This window comes from Haloechinothrix aidingensis, assembly GCF_013450155.1.
In the GTDB taxonomy this organism is placed as follows: domain Bacteria; phylum Actinomycetota; class Actinomycetes; order Mycobacteriales; family Pseudonocardiaceae; genus Haloechinothrix; species Haloechinothrix aidingensis.
The window spans coordinates 90813-108348 of sequence record NZ_JACCKD010000006.1 but is presented as its reverse complement, the minus strand read 5'-3'; the positions used below and the strand labels follow the sequence as shown (position 1 = coordinate 108348).

Genomic DNA, 17536 nt, shown 5'->3' with positions numbered 1-17536 from the left:
CCGTCACGCCTCGAAGGCGGCCGCGGTCTCGTCGAGCAACTGCATCGCCGAAAGCGGCCCACCGAAGACCCAGGTGCCGGGGTCGAGCGCCCGCACCCGATCCTCGGCGACGAACGGCAGCTCCGTCCACACCTCGTTGTCGGCGAGCGCGCCGGTGAACGGGTCATCGTCCTCCAGCGCGATGTAGAGGAAGGTCGCGTCCGAGTCCACCTGGGTCAGGCTCTCGACACCGACGGTCGTCATACCCCAGTCGTCCGGTTCGCCGGACCAGCCGTTCTCCAGACCCACCGATTCGATCAACGTGCCTGCGAGGGACTCGCCGGTGAACATGCGGATACCGGGCGAACCTTCCGCGGTGAACCCTTGGGCGAGCGCGAAGGTACTGCCTGCCTCGCCCGCGTCGTCGAGCCTGCCCTCGACCTCGTCGACCTTGTCGTCCAGGTCGGCGAGTACCTCGTCGGCCTCGTCCTGCTTGCCGACCGCCTTCGCCAGTTCACCGAAGTTCTGCCGCATCGTCTCGAGCGCGGGCCCGTCGGTCGGCTGGAAAGCGAGCACCGGCGCGATGTCGTTGAGCTGGTCGAAGTTGGCCTCCAGCCGGTCGACGTCGGAGACGATCACGTCCGGGTCGAGTTGCTTGATCTTTTCGATGCTCGGCTCCTGCCGGGAACCGACGTCGGTCACATCGTCCGGTAGCTCGGCGCCGGGAGCGGAAACCCAGTCGCCGTACGCCTCGCTGTCGGCCACACCCACCGGTGTCACGCCGAGCGCGAGCAGCTCCTCGGTGTAGGACCATTCGAGGGATACCACATCCGTCGCGGGCTCGCTCAGCTCCACGTCGCCCTTGGCGGTCGCCACACTGATCGACCCCGACTCGGCCGTGGTCTCCTCGGCGCCGGGATCGGCGACCGAGCCGCTGCCGCATCCCGCCGACAGTGCCAGCGCGACGGCTGCTCCACCAGCCGTCACCGCACGTACGAGCATGTTCATCTACGTTCCTCCTTCATTGTCCGTCGCCCTGCGCTCGGACGACCGGTTACAGCGCGGCCGGCGGCCGCTGGGGGAAACAGGTCAGGTACCCCGTGCCGGGGTCACGAACCACGCTGACGCTGAGGCCGAACGCGCGCTCGATGGCATCGGAGGCCAACACCTCCTCCGGCGGCCCCGACCGCAGCACCGCGCCCTCGGCGACGACCACGAGCCGGTCGCCGTACGCGGCCGCATGCATCAGGTCGTGCAGCACGACGCCACACGCGATGTGGTACTCACGTGCCAGCCTGCGCACCACGTCGAGCACGTCGAACTGGTGCCGCAGATCGAGGTAGGTGGTCGGTTCGTCGAGCAGCAGTATGCTCGTCCGCTGCGCAAGCACGGTGGCCAGCCAGGCGCGTTGCCGCTCGCCACCGGACAGCTCGTCGAGGCACTTGTCGGCGAGCGGCTCGGCGTCGGTGACGGACAACGCCCACCGGATCGACTCGCGGTCCTCGTCCGTGTGCCTGGCGAACGCACCGCGATGGGCGTAGCGGCCGTGCCTGACGAGCTCCCGGACGGTCACACCCGCCGGGACGTGCGAGGCCTGTGGCAGGAAGGCCAGCCGTTGCGACAGCGCGCGGCGCGACAGTGAGCGCAGCGGGGCGCCGTCGACGTGCACCGCGCCGCCGAGCGCAGGCAGCAAGCCCGCCACGGTCCGCAGCAGCGTCGACTTGCCACAGCCGTTCGGCCCCACCAGCACCGTGACCTCGCCGGCAGGCAACGTGAGATCCACGTCGTCCACGACACGGCTCTTGCCGTACCCGGCAGCGAGCTTGTCGGTCGCCACCCGCACATCACCAACAGTCACAGAACGCCTCCCGTGGTCACCGGAAAGTGACCCTACCGCATTAGGTAAACCAAACCTAACTACGAGAAGTGGGTGAAGCAGTTGCCCTGATCACATCCGGGGGATACAGCACTGTCACCTTTCGCTGTACCGATTCCGCCGTAGCCCGGACGTTCACCCCGCCCGCGCTCGCGGATCCATCGTTGACGTGACGCGCGTCATATTCGATACTGCGCGGTATTCAATACCGACCGGTATCGGGAGGCCGACGATGTCCTCGCAGGTCCAGCGCACACTCACGATCCTCACGGCAGCCGTACTTGCGGCACCGCTGGCCCAGGCGGCACCGTCGGCAGCGGCCGCCGCCCCGAGCCCGGCCTCGTCGCAGGAGATGCCACCCCCACAGGACGACCCCTTCTACACGCCGCCGGATGATCTCGACGACGAGCCGCCGGGAGCCGTCCTGCGGTCACGGTCGGCCGAGGTGGCCGGCAACACCGGCGGTCTCGGGACGGAGGTGGACGCATGGCAGGTCCTCTACCGTTCCACCTCGGCGCAGCACGAGGCCAATGCGGTGTCGGGAACCGTGATCGTGCCGCAGGAGGAGTGGACGGGTGACGGTGCCCGGCCGCTGGTGTCCTATGCCGTGGGGACGCACGGGCTCGGCCCGGAGTGCGCGCCGTCGTACCTGATGGCCAAGGGCGAGGAGTCCGAGTACAGCTTGTTCGAGCAGGCGCTGGCACGTGGCTGGGCCGTGGTGGTCACCGACTACGAGGGTCTCGGCACGCCGGGTCCGCACACCTACGTCGCGGGGCGGTCGCTGGGCCACGCGCAGCTCGATGCGGCGCGTGCCGCGCAGAACCTCGGGGATGCGAACGTGGACTCCGATGCACCCGTCGGACTCTGGGGCTACTCGGAAGGCGGCTTCGCCACCGGATGGTCCGCCGAGCTGGCTGCAGGATACGCGCCGGAGCTGAGCACCGCGGGCGCAGCGGTCGGCGCAGCACCGGCCGATGTCGGGGACGTGGCGCGGCTGCACGACGGCGGCCCGGCCAGCGGGCTGGTGCTGGCAGGCGCGGTCGGCCTGGCACGGGCCTACCCCGACGCCCCGTTCGAGGAGATCCTCAACGCCGACGGCGAGGAGATGGCCGCGGATATCAGCACCATGTGCACCGAGGAGCTGTCCCAGGAGTACGCGTTCCGCGAGCTCGAGGAGTTCACCACGGTGGACGACCCGATGTCGCTCCCGGAATGGCAGGATGTCTTCGCCGATATCCGGCTCGGCACGGCCGCCCCGGAGGCCCCTGCCCTGATCTACCACTCGCCCGCCGACGAGGTGGTGCCCTACGACCACGGCCTGCGGCTGCACAACGACTGGTGCGCGGCCGGCTCGACCGTGTCCTTCCAGACCGTAGCCGGCGACCACGTCGCTGCCGCCGTGGCCGGGGCCCCGCTCGCCGTCGAGTACCTGGCCGGGCGGTTCGCGGGACAGCAGGCGACGAGCACGTGCCTGGGCGCGTCGTGACGGCTCCGTTCGAACCGCCCGCACGGGGGCACGGTGCGATGACCGGCACGGCCGTCTCGACTACCGGTACCGACCCTCCGGTCCAGCGTGGTCGCCCGGCCCGCGAGGAGACGAAGCGCAAGGTTCTGGACGCGGCGCTTGCGGTGTTCTCCGAGCGGGGCATCGAGGCCGCGTCGGTCGACGAGGTCGCGGCGGCCGCCGGGCTCACCAAGGGCGCCGTCTACTCCAACTTCCGCAGCAAGAGCGATCTCGTGCTGGCGCTGATGGAGGACTACCTCGCCGACCGGCAGCGCGAAGCCGCCGCAGTTCTCGACACGGTCACCGGAAGCAGGCAGGCGCTCCACGACGCGGGTGCCCAGCTGATGACGGCCATCCACACCGGAGCAAGGTGGCAGCGGCTACTGATCTCCTACGCCGTGCACGGCACCCGCGACCCCGCGGTCCGCGCCGCGCTGCGCGACAAGCGCCGCGAGCTACGGTCGTCGGTTGCCGGGTTGATCGAACGCTTCGCCGAGCAGCACGGCCTGGACCTACCGTTCGACGGGGAAGAGGCAGCCGTCGTCGTGCTCGCACTTTCCAACGGGCTCGCGGTGGAGTCCAGTATCGACGAGCACTCCGTCCCCGAGGACCTGTTCGGCCGCGTACTGGCCGCACTGGCCGGACAGCGCTGAGACCGCGGGATTGGCGCCGGTCGACGTGACCCGTCCCGTTGGGCACGGGTTCAGCGTGCACAGCGCCGCCGGACAGCAGGAGTACGGAGAGCACGCGGGATGAAGCCGGACCACCGCGGGGCACGAGGGTCACGTCATCGGGCACCTACCGCCCGCCGCCGCGGCCCGGAGGGGACGTGTCGGTCCGGGCGGCGTGCGCCCGCAGCGAGCCGGCGTGGGCCTTGGCCGTGGGTTCCCGCCGGGTCTTGACCAGGCTCGCGACGACCACGACCGCCAGAACGGCGACGATCACGGCGAGGCTGAGCGGTGTGGGGATCTCGGGAACGCGCTCGTCGATGTCGACGTGGCCCCAGTGCAGGATGAGCTTGACTCCGATGAACGCCAGGATCAGCGCGAGCCCGGTCGAGAGGTACACCAGCCGGTCGAGCAGGCCCTTGACCAGGAAGTACAACGCACGCAGCCCCAGTAGCGCGAACGCGTTCGCGACGAAGACGATGTAGGGCTCCTCGGTGACACCGAAGACGGCGGGGATGGAGTCGACCGCGAACAGCACATCGATACTGCCGATCGCGATCAGCACGATCAACAGCGGGGTGACCATCCGGCGGCCGTCGACGCGGGCGAACAGCTTCCCGCCGACGTAGTCGTCGGTGACGGGTAGCACGCGACGGGCAGCCTTGACCAGGACGTTGTCATCGATCTCAGGATCCTCGTCGCGATGCCGGAACAGCTGCACGGCCGTGTAGATCAGCAACAGACCGAACAGCAGGAACATGAACGACAGCAGTGTGAGCAGCGTGGCACCCACCGCGATGAAGAACGCGCGCATGGCCAGCGCGAGCACGATACCGAAGGTCAGCACCTTGTGCTGGTGCCGGTCCGGGACGGCGAATGTCGTCATGATGATGACGAAGACGAACAGGTTGTCGACCGAGAGGCTCTTCTCGACGATGTAACCTGCGAAGTACTCGGTGCCGAACGTGCCGCCGTGCTGGATCGTGAACCAGACACCGAAGGCGACCGCGACGAGAATGTAGAAGACCGACCAGATCGTGGCCTCGCGCAACCCCACCCGGTGCGGGCGCACGGCTGCCGAGACCAGGTCGACCGCGAGCAGGGCGATGATCACGCCGATGGTGAGGCCCCAGGTGAGCGGGCTGATATCCAGCACAGGTTGCTCCGTTTCGCTGCCGAGCCGGGCCGACTGTCGCCACTACCCCCGGCATAGCATGTCGATCATGGTCGATCGGGTCCGGCATCGCACCGGCGAGCCGACCCGATGTCACCGGCAATCCTATCGGCGACGGTACCGGGGTACGCGGCCAGTCGCCCCGGCGTCCGCGAGCCACCGCCCGGACTCGTGCCATGACCGCGAGCGTGCATCGGCTTGCGAACTTGACGAGAAGGAGTTGAATGAAGGGCGGGCCTGCTCAGCAGGAACCACGACCCACTCGGCTCCTGTGACCGAGTGCCGTACGCGAGGAGAACCGGACAAGATGGACCTTCGAAAACTCACACACGCCGCGAAATCCACACTCCGCAAGAACAGCGACAAGATCGACAAGGGCATCGACCAGGCCACGAACTCCGCGAAGTCGCGGTTCGGCCAGCACTCGGACAGGATCGACGGCCTGGCAAGGAAGGCCAAGGGGATGCTGGTCGATGAGCCACGTGACCAGCAGGCCGGCGGGCAGCCGGACCGAGACGACGAGCAGGACCGCCCGGATGGCAGGCGCGGCGAGAGCTAGCTAGCGGCCGGCGGTCGGAGCGAGGCGGCCTCGCCCGGCATCGGTGAGGCCGTGCCCATCACGCCTGCCGGGGCAGCCCCGGCAGGCGCGGCGGACGGCTCCTCCAGCCGCCGTGTCAGCGCGGGCGAGTGGCGGTGACGCCGGGAATCTCGTCGTGGCGGAACGCGTCGACGAACAGCCGGTGATCATCCCGCACCACGTCCGAGTAGTCCCGCGCGAACTCCCACAACCATTGCGAGAAGTCCTCATCACGGCCATTGACGACGTCGCGGATGGCACTTTCGACGTTGGTCGACACCGGCGAGTGGTCGGAATCGAAGTCGGATACACAGTGTGCCTTGGCGACAGCCCGGCCGAGGTAGTCCAGCACGTGCCGGATCTCCTCCGGATCGGTGAGCTCACTCCAGGAAAGGTCGCATTCGTACGGCGAGACTTCGGAGACGACGTAGCCGACGCCACCGATCTCGGTATAGCCGAGCATCGCATCGGCATGCGCCTGCAACGCACGCTGGGACACCGCCGTACGCTGGCCATGGTGCAGGAAGTAGCGGCGGATATGCTCGTCCGGGACGACCTGCGACAGTGCCGCCACGTTGCCCTGCTTCACCGACAGCAGGATGTCGTTCTCCAACGCCTCGTTCGCACCCTCGATCAGCACGCTGTACGCCGGTAGTCCCGCACTGCCGATACCGAAACCGCTGCGTCCGACCACGTCCTTGACCGTGTACGCGAGCTCATGCATTCGCTTGCTTTGCGGGATGGTCTCGAGGTACCGGTGGAACGCCTCCAGCACGCGCGCGTACTCGCGCTCGTCGAGGCGACGGATTCCGGGACCATCGCGGAACCTGCGGTCGTACCCTTCGACCTCCGTCTCCGCATCGAGAAGTGTCTTCCTGCTGTGCAGGCGCGCCCTCTGCAACACTCCGCGAATCGGCCCGTCGGTCGTGGCCAGGTTCAGCGAGAACGCCGAGTCCCGCTCGCCCTCGGCGAACCGGCGTACCTGGTCCAGGTAGGCGTGCGTGGCGGTCCGCACGAACTGCTCGATGACCGCGTCAGGCATGGCCTTGCTCCAGCCAAGCAGGGCGATACTCGCGGCGAACCGTTGCAGATCCCAGGTGAAATGCCCGAGATAGGCCTCGTCGAAGTCGTTGACGTCGAAGACGAGCACGCCCTCGTCGTCCATGTACGTACCGAAGTTCTCCGCGTGCAGATCGCCTTGGATCCACACGCGATCGGTCTGCTCATCGACCCAGGGATCGTGCAAGCGCGTCACATCCGCATAGAACAGGCACGCGCTGCCACGGTAGAAGGCGAACGGCGACGCGGCCATCTTGCGGAACTTCGTGCGGAACGCGACCGGGGCCGCCTCCATCAGGTCCGCGAAGGCTTCCACGAGCGTTCCGACGATGCGTCGACGGCGCAGAGCCGGATCGCTGACGTCCAGGGCACTGGAAAGCTCGGTCATGCGCAGATACTTCGCTGGCGGATGGGCGGCATTTCGCTGCCACAATACCCGTGGACCTACCGGCACGACAGACGATTCCCGCCGCGGCGGCGAGCGCGCACGCGGACCGGTGGCACGCAGGCGAGAGGACCGTGCGATGGCTCAGGCACACCTGGTGTTGGGACCGATCCTGCGGTATGCCGACACCACCTCGGCGACCGTGTGGCTCGAAACCGATCGTTCCTGCACGGTGGAGGTCGCGGGCGCGAGCGCCCCGACGTTCTGTATCGGCGGGCACCACTACGCGCTCGTCGTCGTGACGGGGCTGGCTCCGGGCACGAGCATCCCGTACGACGTGCGCTTGGACGGGACCCGCGTCTGGCCGGAGCACGACTCCCGGTACCCGCACAGCCGGATCCGGACCCACAGCCGCGATCAGGGCTCGGCGATGCGGCTGCTGTTCGGCTCCTGCCGCTACGCCGCCGACCGCGATGCTCGGGGGCGTCGCACGCTCGGTGCGGACGCCCTCGATGCCTACGCCGTCCGGATGGGCGGCATGCCGGAACCCGACTGGCCCGATGCGCTTCTCCTGCTCGGTGACCAGGTCTATGCCGACGAGACCTCGGCCCGGATCCGTCAGCTGATCAGGGCCCGTCGCGACACCGCTCGGCCACCCGGAGTCGAGGTCGCCGAATTCGAGGAATACACCTGGCTCTATCAGGAAACGTGGACCGATCCGGACATCCGCTGGCTGCTGTCGACGGTCCCCACAGCGATGATCTTCGACGATCACGACGTGCACGACGATTGGAACACCTCGCGCGCGTGGCGTCAGCGGATGGCGCGGCATCCGTGGTGGGCCCGGCGGGAGTGCGACGCCCTGGTCTCCTACTGGGTGTACCAGCATCTCGGCAACCTCGCCCCGGACGAGCTGGCCGCCGACAGCGTCTACGGCCAGGTGCGCAGCGTCGGCCGTACCGGCGACGCCATCGAGGTGCTCCGGCGGTTCGCCGAGCACGCCGAGACCGAGGTAGACGGTGTCAAGCCCGTCCGGTTCAGCTACTGTCGCGACTTCGGCTCCGTACGTCTCGTGGTGGTCGACACGCGCTGCGGGAGGATCCTCGACGGGCGCAGGCAGATGATCTCGGATTCCGATTTCGACTGGCTCGGCGACACCACGCGCGGGGACTACCAGCATCTAGTTGTCGGATCCGCACTGCCATGGCTGATGCCGCACGCTATCCACCACATCGAATCCGCCAACGAGCGTGCCTGTGATCGCCGTGGTTATCGCGGGCTCCTCGCCGAACGCGTCCGGCAGGCCTTCGATCTCGAACACTGGCCCGCGTTCCGGCAATCCTTCGACCGGCTGGCTGAGCTGATCGGGGCGATCGCGCGGGGTGAGCACACCGGGCGGCCACCGGCCACCGTGAGCGTGCTCTCCGGCGACGTGCACCACAGCTACGCCGCCGAAGCACACTTCCCGGACCGCGGTTCCGGCAGGGTGTGGCAACTGACGTGCTCACCGGTGCACAATTCCGTGCCTGCCGTCGTGCGCCTCGCCTTCCGGATCGCCTGGAGTTCCGTCGCCACCGCTGTCACGCGGCGACTCGCTCGGCTGCGCGGCACCGCCCCTGTGCCACTGCGATGGACGAAGACCGCGGGGCCGCTGTTTCGCAACCAGCTCGCTTGCCTCGTCATCGACGGGACCGGCGCCCACGTCACCTTTCACCCGGCCGAACCGTCGGCACACACGCTCACCGTGTCGCTCACCGGAAGTGGCCGATCGGCGACGGCATCCGCTACCCGGTCTCGACCGGCTTGCCGCCCAGGGTGATCTCGAGCGTGGAGTCGTCCTCGAGGGTCAGCGTGACCGTGTCACCGGGCGTGCGTGTGCGGATCTCGGCGATGAGCGTGTCCGCGCCTTCGGTGCGCCGATCGCCGATCTCGGTGATCACATCGCCCTGCTCGAGTCCGGCCTCCTCGGCCGGGCTCCCCGACTGGACCTCCCGGATCTGGACCCCGCCGCCGCGGGCGTCGCTGACCAGCGCACCGATGTAGGTCTGGGTGGCCTGACCCGTGTCGATGATCTCCTCTGCCGTGCGGCGTGCCTGGTCGATGGGGATGGCGAAACCGATCCCGACGTTGCCCTGCGAGCCCCCGCCGAGCGCTTGGCCCGGGCTGTAGATGGCCGAGTTGATGCCGATAACGCGGCCGCTCATGTCCGTCAACGGACCACCGGAGTTTCCGGGGTTGATGGCCGCGTCCGTCTGGATCGCGTTCAGCACGGTCGCCTGGTCACCCTCGGTACCGCCCGCGCGCACCGGCCGGTCCAGCGCGCTGATGATGCCGGAGGTCACCGTGCCGGACAGCGCGAACGGGGACCCGATCGCCACGACCCGCTCGCCCGTGTCCAGATTGTCGGAACGCCCCAGCTGAGCCGGTGTGAGATCGTCGACCCCCTCGGCCTGGATCACGGCGACATCCGTGGTCGGATCGTGGCCCACCAGCTCGGCCTCGGCCCGCTGACCATCGTGGAACTGCACCTGGATCCGGCCCTGCGTGCCGCCGGGCGCGACGACGTGGCTGTTGGTCATGATGTGGCCGTCCTCGCTGATGATGACACCCGACCCCCGCCCTGCCCGGCCTTCGGCGGCGACCTGCAGCTGCACCACGCTCGGGTTGACCTTCTTCGCGACGGCTTCGACCGACCCCTCCGGCGCGTCCTCGGTCTGCTCGCTCGGCGGCTGGTTCAGCCCGCTGCTACCGGACACGATCCCGGTCCCGTCGGCGACCAGATACCCGCCGAGGGCGCCGGCCGCACCCCCGGCGACGAGCGCGATCGCGGTGACGATCACGAGCAGAGCGGTGCTGAACCGCCGCGGACGACCACCGGCACCGCCACCCGCGGGCTGCGGGCCGGTGGCGCCCTGGCCTGCCTGCGCGGGTGGCATCGGAGGCATCCCGCCGTAGGCGGGGTAGCCGGAGCCGTACATCGCGCCTGCCTGGCCCGCCCCGCCCGGCTCCCGCGCCTGCCACGACCACGGGTCGGCGGGCTCCGGCTGGGTGTGGTCGGCACCGTAGGACCCGGCGCCGCCCGGCCACGGGGGCTCGTGACCGGGTTGACTCTGATGTGCGTCCCGATCGTTCTCGCTCATGTACCCACCATGCGACACAGTCCTGAAAGTCAGCTAAGTCAGAGCTGTGTTCGTGCCGTGAACTCGCCCGGTCCGCCCGGTGCACCGGGTTCCCGGTGCGGCCACGGACCCGCTGCACGGCACATCGGGCAGGATAACGGGCGTCACCGGGTCACGTGCAGCGCTTACCCTCTGGGGGCAGTTCGAGGTTGACGAGGTAGTCCGTGGCCGCGCCGTTCACGCACTCGTTGCCCTGCAGGAAGGCGGTGTGCCGGGTGCCGTCGAAGGTCAGCAGGCCGCCGCCGAGCGCGTCCGCGAGCCGCACCCCTGCCTGATACGGCGTCGCCGGATCGTTCGTGGTGGAGACCACCAGCACCGGGGGCAGGCCCCGCGCATCCGGAAGGTGCGGCTCCAGGGTGTGCGGCACGGGCCAGTACGCGCACGGTCCGAGCGCCGCCCCGTCCGGCTTGCCGTCGTCGAGGAACGGGGCCACTTCCTCGTAGCGGCGCTCCGCCCGCAGGATCTCCTGCCTGTCGGTAACGGCGGGCGCGTCGACGCACCGGATCGCGGTGTGTGCGTCCTGCGTGGTGGAGTAGTTCCCGTCCGGGCCGCGTTCGTTGTAGTAGTCGGCCAGCCGCATCAGGGACGTGCCCTGCCCCTGGGTGAGTTCGTCGAGTCCCGAGTTCAGTGCCGTCCACAGGTCCCGGGAGTACAGCGCTTGCGCCGTGGCCGTGGTCGCGTCGTCGTACGAGAGCTCGCGCCCGTCACCGGCCGGGACCGGCTGCTCGATCAGCGGCCGCACAAGCTCCTGGAACCGTTGCGTCGCGGTACTCGGGTCCGCGCCGAGCGCGCAGTCCTCGCGTTGCACGCACCAGTCGACGAACTGCTCGAACGCCCGCTGGAACCCGGCGGCTTGCGCGATCAGCTGCTCCTCCTGGTTCTTGCTCGGGGCGATGGCCCCGTCGAGGACCATCGCCCGCACGTTGCCCGGGTAGGTTTCGGCGTAGACGCTGCCCAGCCGCGTGCCATAGGAGTAGCCGAGATAGGTCAGCTTCTCGTCTCCCAGCACGGAGCGCAGCACGTCCATGTCCCTGGCGACCATGCGCGTGCCCAGGTTGGCCAGCATGGCCTCGCCGTGCTCCGTGCGCTGCTGACACTTGCGCGCGAAGGCCCTCGCGTCGGCCTCCTGGCCGGCGATTCCGTCCGGTGAGTTGTCGGTCTCGTCGTCATCGGCTCGTTCGGCATCCCGCTCGCTGTCGGTCAAGCACCGGATCTGTGGCTCGCTGGCCCCGATGCCGCGCGGATCGAATCCGACGAAGTCGAACCGCTCACCGAGCGCGGTCCCGGCGATCTTCTGGGACAGTGACGCCGCCGCGGGCATCCCGGCCACTCCCGGCCCGCCCGGATTCATGATCAACGAACCGATGCGCTCGTCCTGGTTGCCGGCCCGGCGGCGCACCACGCCGAGCGTGATCTCCGTACCATCGGGCTCGTCGTAGTCCAGTGGCACGGTCAGCCGGCCGCACTCGATATCCGGTCCGTTGAACGCGAGCGTGGCCCGTTCGGTTGTGGCGAAGTCCGCGCAGTCGCCCCAGGACAGCGACTGCCGGTAGAACCGCTCGAGCCCCTGCGGCACCGGTCCGGCCGGCCCGCGCGACTGCGCGTCGGGCCGCGACGTCCGTTCGGAACCCTCTCCGCCGGACGTGCACCCGGCCAGCAAGGCGGCGAGCGCCAGGAGGGCAGCCGCCGGGACTGCGATACGCGGGCCGACCACGTCTCCGATGGTGCCACCGGTCCCGCCGGTGACCACACCGCTGACCACACCGGTGGGCGCCGCCGGGCGATGGCGGGTTCCGGATCCGGAGGGGCACGTCGGGTGGGGCTACCCCCGGCCCTGCCTGCCGAGGGCCGGGCAGGTCCTGTAGCCGAGCCGCGCACCGTTGACCGTGCGTGCCGGTGGTTCGACCGCGCGTGCTTGCCTCTACCATCCGGCGGGTGACTGCCTACGACGATCTTGATGCCTTCGAGTACCTGGACACCTCCACCCTGCCGCCGCGCCAGCAGCGCATCCTGATCACGATCCGGGACTGGGTGGTGCGGTACGGGTACTCGCCGAGTACGCGACAGATCGGGGACGCTGTCGGCCTGCGCTCCTCGTCGTCGGTGTCGCGGCACCTGGCGAGCCTGGAGGAGAAGGGGTTCCTGCGGCGCAGTACGACGATGTCGCGCCCGATCGACGTGCGGGCGTTCCTGCAACCGCACGCGACGCGCGAGCCTGCCGACGACTCCGTCAGCGTGCCCGTGGTCGGCGACATCGCCGCGGGCGTTCCCATCGCCGCCGAGGAGCACGTCGATGACCTGCTGACGTTGCCACGCGGCATCACCGGCCGTGGCGACATCTTCGGCCTGCGCGTGCGCGGTGACTCGATGATCGATGCCGCGATCTGTGACGGCGACATCGTCGTGGTCCGCAAACAACCCGAGGCACACTCCGGGCAGACCGTCGCCGCGATGATCGACGACGAGGCCACCGTCAAGGTGTACCGCCGCCGCAACGGCCACGTCCGGCTCGAGCCGCGCAACCCGGACTACGAGGTCATCGACGGCGACTCGGCCGTCATCCTCGGCATCGTCGTCTCGGTCCTGCGCAGCATCTGAGCGGGATCCGGCCGCCGTGGACCGGCGTCGGCGATCAGCGATCCCCCGGCCCGGCGGGTGCGGCGGGCCCCGACGGGCGAATCCGCGACGGCGCCTCGTGACCGCCTGCGGTACCGCTCGCGGGGTGCGTCAGCCGGCCGCCGGACCGCGGTCGGCCTCGTGCTCGGCGACGGCCCGCAGGAAGGTCTCCCGCGCCCGCGAACCGGCGTGCTCGGGCCAGATCGCGACGAGCGGAACGTGCGCCGGTGGCGTCAGGGTGATCACGTGTGCCGCGCCGCCCGCGGCGGGACCGGGCCGGGAGGTCACGAAAGCGATGTGGCCGGTGCCGACGACGGCCGTCGCCGGTGGGACACCCTGGAGCTCGGTGCGCTGGACGCTCGGCTCGAAACCCGCACGACGGCACGTGTCCACGAGGAGGTCGGTGTAGCCCGACGTGCCGGGACGGCCCCACACGACGATCGTGTACTCGGCGATGTCCGCGAAGGCGACACTGTCGCGTGTGGCCAGAGGGTGTTCGGCACTGACGGCGATACGCAGCCGGTGCCAGGCCAGGGTGGTACGCGCCAGCCCCTGCACCGGGCGAATCGCGCGGCACAACCCGAGATCGAGACCCCCGTCGAGTAGCAGGTCCAGAAGTGTCCCCGGGTACTCCTGGTGGGGTTCGATGCGCAGGTGCGGGTGCAGGGTACGGGCGGTGTGCAGCAGGGTGCCGAGTTCCTCACCGGTCACGGCCGGGGTGTGGCCGAGCCGGAGCACGTCCGGCTCGCCGCGTCCGATGCGCCGGGCACGGTCCAGCGCCGACCGGGCAAGGCCCCGGAGCACGCGGCCGTCCGCGATCAGCGCCTCCCCCGCCGGCAGCACCCGGATGCCGGTGCCGCCGCGGTCGAGCAGTTCCACACCGACCTCGCGTTCGAGGTTTCGCAGCGACGTGCTCAACGCCTGCTGTGACAGGTGCAGTCGCGCGGCCGCCCTGGTGACGCTGCCTTCCTCGGCCACAGCGATGAGCTGCTCCAGGCGATCCAGGTCGAGTGTCACAGGACGACGGTAGCCCGCGCCTGCCGGAACGCGCGGGCCAGGTCGCACACGCCGTGACCGGCCGGCCTCCCGGAGGTGGCCGGGATGGTGTCACTGGGCGGGGTGGCCCGCGGGCCGCCCCGCCCCTGGCACTCACCGGGTGGTGTAGCCACCGTTCGGGAACACGGTCTGGCCGGTGAACCACCATCCCTCGGTGGCCAGGAACCTGATGATCGGCACGATGTCCTCGATCTGGGTGAGCTGGTTGCCCAGGGCCTGCGACTTGTGGAACTCGACGCGCTCCGGGGTCTCCTGCGGGTAGAAGAACGGGGTGTCCATCGGCCCCGGCGCCACGGTGTTCACCGAGATGCCGCGGTCGGCGAACTCCTTGGCCGCGGCGCGGGTGAAGTGCTCGAGCGGAGCCTTCCCGCCGGCATAGGTGGAGTAGCCGTCGGTGAACGCCGCGAGCAGTGAGGTGCCCAGGTTGACGATCTTGCCGTTGTCATCGAGCCGCCGCCCGGCTTCCTGCAGGAAGAAGTACGCCGCCTTGGAGTTGATGGCGAACATGGTGTCGTACTCCTCCTCGGTCGTGTCGAGGATGGGTTTGCGCAGCACCATGCCCACCGTGTTCACCGCGATGTCCACGCCGCCGAAGGCGTCGATCGCGGTGTCAAACAACCGGCGTACCTCACTTACCTGGGTGAGGTCGCCCTGAACAATGACAGCGCGGCGACCGGCCTCACGTACCGCTTTGGCCGTATCCTCCGCATCGCTCGCGGAGTGCTCACCGTGGTAGTGCACGACCACGTCGGCGCCGCCCGCGGCGAGCTCCCTGCTGAGCAGCCCACCCAGGTTCTTGGCGCCTCCGGCCACAACGGCCACCTTGTCGTGCAGTGTGTTCGTTGCCATCTACTGGTTCCTTTCCCGGCCGCGTTCACGATGTGTCGACTTTCGACCGCCACGTTAGGGAAGGAATTTTCTCCGGTGGAAACAGAAAATCCCGGTGACTCCACAAACACGATGGATACCCCCACGTCGTGCGCGCGATGAGCAGATAAGAGTCCGCGTGTGGCCATGACCTGCCCGGATGCCACCGTCAGCGACACCGGCATCGCATTGCTAACCTGATCACATGCCTGCGGAATGCCCAGTACTGCGCGAGCGCCGTGGCGGCCACGCACCGGAAGTGGGCGCGATCGAGCTGTTCTTCGATCTCGTCTACGTGTTCGCCGTCATTCAGCTGTCCCATTTCCTGCTCGAGCACCTCACCGTGGTCGGCGTCGCCGAGACGGTGGTGCTGTTCCTGGCCGTGTGGTGGGGGTGGAACTACACGGCGTGGGCGATGAACTGGCTCAACCCGGAGAACGTCGCGGTCCGCGCGCTGCTTGCGCTGCTGATGCTGCTCGCGCTGGGGATGGCGATCGCGCTTCCGGAGGCATTCGCGGACGAGGCGCTGCTGTTCGCGGCCGCCTACGTGCTGCTGCAGCTGGTGCGCAGCGGCTTCATGGTGTGGGCGTGCCGGGGAACGCAGCTCGGGGCGAACTACGCGAAACTGCTGACCTGGAGCGCGCTGGCCGGGGTGGCATGGATCGCGGGCGCGCTCGCAGACGGCGACGACCGGCTCTGGATCTGGGCGCTCGCCGCCGTGATCGACTACGCGGCTCCGATGGCCCGGTTCGCCGTCCCCGGTTTCGGTACGGCCCCGATGCCGACCTGGCCGCTGCACCGCGAGCATCTCGCCGAACGCAACCGGCTGGTGTTCCTGATCGCGCTCGGCGAGTCGATCCTGATCATGGGGTTCACCCTGACCGATATCGAGCTGACGGTCCCGGTGGTGGCGGCCACCGTCATCGGCTTCGCCGGGCTGGTGCTGCTGTGGTGGAACTACTTCGGGTACCGCATCGAGGTCGAACGCGAGTCCGATCCCGAGGGAACCCGGCAGACCGAGATCGCGCGGTCGGCGTTCGCCTACGCCCACGCGGTCATGGTCGCAGGAGCGATCGTGCTGGCCGTCTCGATCGAGCAGGTCACCGCACACCCACTGGACCATCTCGACGCGGCTGTGGTGGGTTGTATCGCCGGTGGTCCGGTGCTGTACCTGGTAGGGAACCTGATCTACATCCGGGCGCGCACCGGGACCCTCGCCCTCTCCCGCGTACTCGTCGCCTGCCTGATCATCGCGCTGGCGATACTGGCCCTGACCACCGGGATATTCACACCGATCGCCCTCGCGGGCGCCACCACGCTGTGCATGCTGGGCATGGCGGTCTACTCCAGCGCGATCCGCACGCAGGTCGGCGTGGCCTGACCGGCCGGTGTTGAGCGGACGTCACGGTGGATAGCGCCCAGGTCCCGCGCTCGCTGTACCGGCCGGTACGGGCCAGGCATCCGGCCGAGCCGGGCGGCCAGACATCGCTGGAGCTGCTGTTCGACCTCGCATTCGCCACCGCGTCCGGATTCGCCGCCATGCGGCTGACCGAACTGCTCCACAGTGGGGTGTGGGCGCAGGCCGTGCTGGGTTTCGCGATGGTGTTCTTCGCGATCTGGTGGGGCTGGCTGAACTTCAGCTGGTTCAGTTCCGCCTACGACACCGATGACGGGCTCACCTGGGCCCTGACGACGGTCCAGATCCTCGGGGCGGCCACGCTGGCCGCCGGTGTGCCTGCCGCTGTGGCCGAGCACGACTTCACCGTGATCACCGTGGGATACGCGGTGATGCGGTTGCCGCTGGCTGTGCAGTGGTGCCGGGCCGCAGGCGCGGACCCGCCGCGCCGGGCGACCTGCCTGAAGTTCGCCGCCGGTTTGCTCGTGCTGCAGGCGTGCTGGCTCGGACGCCTGGCACTGCCCGATCCGTGGGCGCTGCGAGCGTTCGCGGTGCTGGCCGTACTGGAACTGGCCGTGCCTGCCTGGGCACAGCGTGGCGCACCGATCAGGACCCACCCGGCGCACCTCGCCGGCCGGTACGGCAGGTTCACCCTGACGGTGGCCGCCCAGGTCATCGCAGCCACGGTACACGCGATCCAGCTGGGCGTGTCCGGTTCCACACCGGGCGCCGTGCTCCTCGTGGCCGTCATCGGTGCGGTGAGCACTGTGTGCGTACTCTGGCTGTACTACTCCCTCCCGCATGCGCGGCTGGCGGCCGGTCGTTTCGCACCGCTGTGGGAGTACGGGCACTACGCGATCGTCGGCCCGATCGGTGTGCTCGGCGGCGCGGCGCGATACCTCGCCGACCGTGCTTCGGCCTCGCCGGGCGATGACCTCGCCGGGCTGCAGCGGTGGGATGCGTTCCCGCTGGCACTGGCTGTCGCGGCGACCCTCCTCGCGATGTGGGTCGTGTGCATCGTGCCCGCGTGGCAGGAGCTGTCCCGGTGGTCCGTTGTGCGCTTCCCGCTCGGGTTCGCCGTGGTCATGCTGCTCCCCCTCGTCGTCCCCGTGCCGCTGGCCGCGGCGGCGGGAATCGGTCTCGCCCTGCTGGCGGTGGTCGCCACCACCAGCAGGGCCAGGTGACCGCCACCACGGTGCC

Annotated in this window: 15 protein-coding genes; 7 read left to right on the top strand and 8 right to left on the bottom strand. The window is 69.3% G+C overall.

Features of this window, described 5'->3' with window-relative positions:
- Nucleotides 1-3: 3 nt before the first annotated feature.
- Nucleotides 4-987 (bottom strand): ABC transporter substrate-binding protein, encoded by a 984-nt coding sequence (locus H0B56_RS16525; RefSeq protein WP_180893989.1) that lies wholly within the window; start codon nucleotides 985-987, stop codon nucleotides 4-6.
- 46 nt (nucleotides 988-1033) lie between these two features.
- A complete protein-coding gene (locus H0B56_RS16520; RefSeq protein WP_343063926.1) occupies nucleotides 1034-1837 on the bottom strand; it encodes an ABC transporter ATP-binding protein in 804 nt (267 codons plus the stop codon).
- Between the two features lie 250 nt (nucleotides 1838-2087).
- Between H0B56_RS16520 and H0B56_RS16515 the strand changes: the two genes are divergently transcribed.
- Nucleotides 2088-3341: a lipase family protein gene (locus H0B56_RS16515; protein ID WP_180893988.1), complete on the top strand. Its 1254-nt coding sequence runs from the start codon at nucleotides 2088-2090 to the stop codon at nucleotides 3339-3341.
- Nucleotides 3342-3379: 38 nt separating this feature from the next.
- The gene (locus tag H0B56_RS16510; protein WP_180893987.1) at nucleotides 3380-4012 is read left to right on the top strand and encodes a TetR/AcrR family transcriptional regulator; all 633 of its coding nucleotides are present in this window, start codon (nucleotides 3380-3382) and stop codon (nucleotides 4010-4012) included.
- Nucleotides 4013-4157: 145 nt separating this feature from the next.
- Here H0B56_RS16510 and H0B56_RS16505 read toward each other — a convergent pair whose 3' ends face one another.
- Nucleotides 4158-5183, bottom strand: coding sequence for a TerC/Alx family metal homeostasis membrane protein (locus H0B56_RS16505; protein ID WP_180893986.1), 1026 nt, complete (start codon nucleotides 5181-5183; stop codon nucleotides 4158-4160).
- Nucleotides 5184-5508: 325 nt separating this feature from the next.
- Between H0B56_RS16505 and H0B56_RS16500 the strand changes: the two genes are divergently transcribed.
- Entirely contained in the window at nucleotides 5509-5760 is a 252-nt protein-coding gene (locus H0B56_RS16500) for an antitoxin (RefSeq protein ID WP_180893985.1), read from the top strand.
- A gap of 115 nt (nucleotides 5761-5875) precedes the next feature.
- Here H0B56_RS16500 and H0B56_RS16495 read toward each other — a convergent pair whose 3' ends face one another.
- On the bottom strand, nucleotides 5876-7225 hold the full coding sequence (locus tag H0B56_RS16495; protein WP_180893984.1) for a DUF2252 domain-containing protein: 1350 nt from the start codon (nucleotides 7223-7225) through the stop codon (nucleotides 5876-5878).
- Nucleotides 7226-7361: 136 nt separating this feature from the next.
- On the opposite strand from H0B56_RS16495, the gene H0B56_RS16490 reads away from it, so the two are divergent.
- On the top strand, nucleotides 7362-9041 hold the full coding sequence (locus H0B56_RS16490) for an alkaline phosphatase D family protein (RefSeq protein WP_180893983.1): 1680 nt from the start codon (nucleotides 7362-7364) through the stop codon (nucleotides 9039-9041).
- On the opposite strand, the gene H0B56_RS16485 is transcribed toward H0B56_RS16490, so the two are convergent.
- Nucleotides 9007-10362, bottom strand: coding sequence for a S1C family serine protease (locus H0B56_RS16485; protein WP_180893982.1), 1356 nt, complete (start codon nucleotides 10360-10362; stop codon nucleotides 9007-9009). The two genes, H0B56_RS16490 and H0B56_RS16485, sit on opposite strands and share 35 nt — an antisense overlap.
- Before the next feature lie 151 nt (nucleotides 10363-10513).
- Nucleotides 10514-12115, bottom strand: coding sequence for an alpha/beta hydrolase (locus H0B56_RS16480; RefSeq protein WP_343063925.1), 1602 nt, complete (start codon nucleotides 12113-12115; stop codon nucleotides 10514-10516).
- 221 nt (nucleotides 12116-12336) lie between these two features.
- On the opposite strand from H0B56_RS16480, the gene lexA reads away from it, so the two are divergent.
- Entirely contained in the window at nucleotides 12337-12999 is a 663-nt protein-coding gene (lexA, locus tag H0B56_RS16475) for a transcriptional repressor LexA (RefSeq protein ID WP_180893981.1), read from the top strand.
- A 129-nt stretch (nucleotides 13000-13128) separates the two neighbouring features.
- Here lexA and H0B56_RS23280 read toward each other — a convergent pair whose 3' ends face one another.
- Nucleotides 13129-14034 (bottom strand): LysR substrate-binding domain-containing protein, encoded by a 906-nt coding sequence (locus tag H0B56_RS23280; RefSeq protein ID WP_180893980.1) that lies wholly within the window; start codon nucleotides 14032-14034, stop codon nucleotides 13129-13131.
- Nucleotides 14035-14166: 132 nt separating this feature from the next.
- A complete protein-coding gene (locus tag H0B56_RS16465) occupies nucleotides 14167-14922 on the bottom strand; it encodes an SDR family oxidoreductase (protein ID WP_180893979.1) in 756 nt (251 codons plus the stop codon).
- 223 nt (nucleotides 14923-15145) lie between these two features.
- Between H0B56_RS16465 and H0B56_RS16460 the strand changes: the two genes are divergently transcribed.
- Both H0B56_RS16460 and H0B56_RS16455 read left to right on the top strand, forming a co-directional pair.
- A complete protein-coding gene (locus tag H0B56_RS16460) occupies nucleotides 15146-16321 on the top strand; it encodes a low temperature requirement protein A (protein WP_180893978.1) in 1176 nt (391 codons plus the stop codon).
- Between the two features lie 26 nt (nucleotides 16322-16347).
- Nucleotides 16348-17520, top strand: coding sequence for a low temperature requirement protein A (locus H0B56_RS16455; protein WP_180893977.1), 1173 nt, complete (start codon nucleotides 16348-16350; stop codon nucleotides 17518-17520).
- The last annotated feature ends 16 nt before the right edge of the window (nucleotides 17521-17536 follow it).